Origin of the sequence: Myxococcus sp. AB025B (assembly GCF_006518215.1) — a bacterium.
GTDB classification, from domain to species: Bacteria; Myxococcota; Myxococcia; order Myxococcales; family Myxococcaceae; genus Myxococcus; species Myxococcus fulvus.
Window position 1 is genome coordinate 1 of sequence record NZ_SRLW01000529.1, and the last position, 3,361, is coordinate 3,361.

Annotated in this window: 3 protein-coding genes; 2 read left to right on the forward strand and 1 reads right to left on the reverse strand. The window is 71.4% G+C overall.

Annotated features, from left to right (window positions below; translation table 11 throughout):
• The first annotated feature begins 173 nt into the window (after window positions 1-173).
• The gene (locus tag FL311_RS42075; protein WP_228557450.1) at window positions 174-1,136 is read left to right on the forward strand and encodes a chitosanase; all 963 of its coding nucleotides are present in this window, start codon (window positions 174-176) and stop codon (window positions 1,134-1,136) included.
• A gap of 70 nt (window positions 1,137-1,206) precedes the next feature.
• A complete protein-coding gene (locus tag FL311_RS42080; protein ID WP_141333235.1) occupies window positions 1,207-2,679 on the forward strand; it encodes an ATP-binding protein in 1,473 nt (490 codons plus the stop codon).
• Here the strand turns inward: FL311_RS42080 and FL311_RS42085 are convergent.
• Window positions 2,663-3,235, reverse strand: a complete 573-nt coding sequence (locus FL311_RS42085; RefSeq protein WP_228557451.1) for a methyl-accepting chemotaxis protein — start codon at window positions 3,233-3,235, stop codon at window positions 2,663-2,665. The two genes, FL311_RS42080 and FL311_RS42085, sit on opposite strands and share 17 nt — an antisense overlap.
• Window positions 3,236-3,361 lie beyond the last annotated feature (126 nt).

A 3,361-nucleotide genomic window follows, 5' to 3' on the forward strand; every position in this document is an offset into this window, starting at 1 on the left:
CGCGCTGGGCAACACGGCTCAGGTGGCGCCGGCGGTGGGCTACAACGGAATCACGGAGTCGTCGTGGCTGCAGCGCTTCCTGGAGAAGCGCCGCGACGTGCTGGCGGCGGACGCCACGTGGTTGCAGCGGGAGCACGTGCACGTACTCGCGCACCTCGGGGCTGACGGTGGGGGTGAACGCGTCCTACACGTTCTACTACTCGACGAACTCGAACACGTCGTGGACGGCGAGCAACATCGTCATCAGCGACCCGAGCTGCGGGAGCACGCCGCCTCCTCCGGGGGGTGGGCTGACGGAGAACCAGAAGAAGGTGTCGGAGGGGCTCACGAGCATCTGGGAGAACGACACGCCGGTGCTCGCGTATGCGTACTCGGAGAACATCCAGGACGGGCGCGGGTACACCAGCGGGCGCGCGGGGTTCTGCACGGGCACGGGCGACGCAATCCAGGTCATCCAGTGCTACAACGCGCGGCGCAGCGCGGCCAATGGCAACCTGATGGCCAAGTACATGCCGGGGCTGACGACCATCAACAACCGCTTCCTGTCCACGGGGCAATCGCAGTCATCCACGTCGGAGCTGGATGTCATCGGCAACTGGCGGGCGGACTGGGCCGCCAGCTACAACAACACCACCACGCGCGCGGACTTCAAGGCGTGTCAGGACCAGGTCAGCGACCAGTTCTATTACACGCCGGCCATGGCGGAGGCGAACAAGTGGGGCGCCACGAGCGCGCTGTCGAAGATGGCGCTGTATGACGCGTACATCAACCACGGCGAGTCGGGGGTGAAGAGCCTGGTGCGCGCGGCCAACAACGCGCTGGGCAACACGGCTCAGGTGGCGCCGGCGGTGGGCTACAACGGAATCACGGAGTCGTCGTGGCTGCAGCGCTTCCTGGAGAAGCGCCGCGACGTGCTGGCGGCGGACGCCACGTGGTTGCAGGCCATCGACCGCGTGGCCGCGTACGAGAAGCTGCGCCGCCGGGGCAACTGGGATTTGTCCGCCGCCGTGCGCAACGACGTGCGCGCCAGCGACTGCTGGAGCTCGCCCTATCCGTTCAGCGGCTACACCGTGCGCAACATCAACGCGGACGGCACCTGGAGCACGCCCGGCTCGTACACGTTCTCGTGTCAGTGAGGGGTGGGTGAGCGCCCGGGGAGGGTAAGTCCCTCGTGCGTGGGCCGAAGGAGTAGAGTCCGGCCCACGCATGAGCCCGGAGCGCCGAGACACCTTCCGCTGGCGGGACATCCCGCACCTGTTGTCGACGCGGCTGCTCGCGGCGTTCCTCGTCCCCACCCTGCTCATCCTCGCGGTGACGGGCACGGCGGTGTACCAGCTGGCGCGCGCCATCCTCGAGGAGGAGCTGGGCACCAGCCTCTCCAACATCGCCGCCGCCACCGCCAGCCAGCTCAACGGCGAGCGCATGCTCACCATCGAACCCGGCGACGACGTGGGCGGCACCCGCACCTGGCGCAACGTGGTGCGCCTGCTCGAGGGCGTGCGCGAGGCCAGCAACGTGCGCCGCGTCTTCGCTGTCGACGTCCAGGGCCGCGTCCGCGCGGACGTGGGCGGCGGCCTGCCCGTGGGCGCGGAGGTGCCGGAGCTCGCCCGGGACAGGCTGGAGCTGGCGCGCGTCTTCGCCGGCCAGCACGCCGCGAGCCAGGTGCTCTTCACCGGCTCCGACGGACGCCTCTACAAGACGGGCTATGCCCCCATCACCCTGGCGGGCCAGGTGGTGGGCGCGGTGGGCGTGGAGGGCAGCGCGGCCTTCTTCGGCCCCCTGCAGCGGCTGTCGCGCACCTTCGCCATCATGGGCGCGCTCGCCCTGGCCGCGCTCGCCGTCGTCGCGCTGCTCACCGCGCGGGGCCTCGCGCGCCCCCTGCGCCGGCTGATGGACTCCGCCCTGCGCATCGGCCGGGGCGACCTCACCACGCCCGTGCCGCCCGAGCCCACGCGCGAAATCGGCGTGCTCGCGCGCGAGCTGGAGGAGATGCGCGGCGCGCTGGAGGGCCGGGACAGACAGCTCAAGATGATGCTCGCGGGCGTCGCCCACGAGGTGCGAAACCCCCTGGGCGGCATCGCCCTGTTCTCCGGCCTGCTCCAGGAGGACCTCCGCGCCGGCGCCCACGAGGACGCGCGCGCGCACGTCGAGCGCATCCAGCGCGAGGTGGCCTTCCTGCAGCGCATCGTCGAGGACTTCCTCGCCTTCGCCCGCGAGCAGCCCCTGGCCCGCGCGCCCGTGGAGGCCCCCGCGCTGCTGTCCATCGTCAGCGAGCTGTCCTCCGCGGAGGCCCAGTCCCGGAACGTGGTGCTGGACGTGGAGGCCTCCCCCGCCCTGCTCGAGGCCGACGGCAGCCTGCTCACCGCCGCCCTCCTGAACCTGGTGAAGAACGCCGTGCAGGCCTCGCCCTCCGGAGGCCACGTGCGCATCCACGGCGCCGTGCGCGACGGGCGCTACGCCATCCAGGTCCACGACGCCGGCGCGGGCGTGCCCGACCTCCAGAAGGAGCGCATCTTCGAGCCCTTCTTCACCACCCGGGAGAAGGGCACCGGCCTGGGCCTGCCCCTGGCGCGCAAGATTGCCCGCGCCCACGGGGGCGAGCTGCACCTGACGTCCACGCCGGGCGACACCACCTTCACCCTGACGCTGCCGTTGGGCGCCGTCAGCCCGCCTCGTTGAACTGACGCGCCATCTGCCCCACCTCGCCGGACACCTGCGCGAGCGTGCTCGTGGCCTCCTGCGTGGACTCCAGCCGCTTCATCGTCGCGTCCATGATTTGCGACAGGTCCGAGATGGCGATGGAGATCTGCGAGATGCCCGCGTTCTGCTGCGTCACGGCGGCGGCAATCTGACGGGCCGCGGCCGAGTTCTCCTGCGACATCAGCGACAAGGCCCGCAGCGAGTCCCCCGACGCCCGCATCTGGTCCAGCCCCGTGCCGATGGTGCGCACGCCCTGCTCGCCCATGCGGGCCGCGTCCTGGATGCCCACGCTGACGTCCTGGAGCACGTCGCGGATGCGCCGCGTGGACTGCAGCGACTGGTCCGCCAGCGCCCGCACCTCGCGGGCCACCACCGCGAAGCCCTTGCCCTGCTCCCCCGAGCGCGCCGCCTCGATGGCCGCGTTCACCGCGAGCAGGTGCGACTGGGCGGCCAGGTCCTTCACCGTCTCCGTGATGTCGCCAATCAGCGAGGCGCTCCGGGCCAGCTTGTCCAGCCGTTGCTGGATGCCGTCCACCGCGCCGCGACGACGGCATCCAGCGCACGCCCGAGGAGTGGGCCCGCCTGCGCTCCAACCCGTACGGCAAGGCGCTGGCCCTGCGCGACTGGCGCCCGGACGGTGAGAGCCTCACCGCGTCGCTGG

Coding starts and splice junctions, on each gene's coding strand:
- FL311_RS42080 (WP_141333235.1), top strand. CDS start 1,207: ATGAGCCCGGAGCGCCGAGACACCTTCCGCTGGCGGGACATCCCGCAC.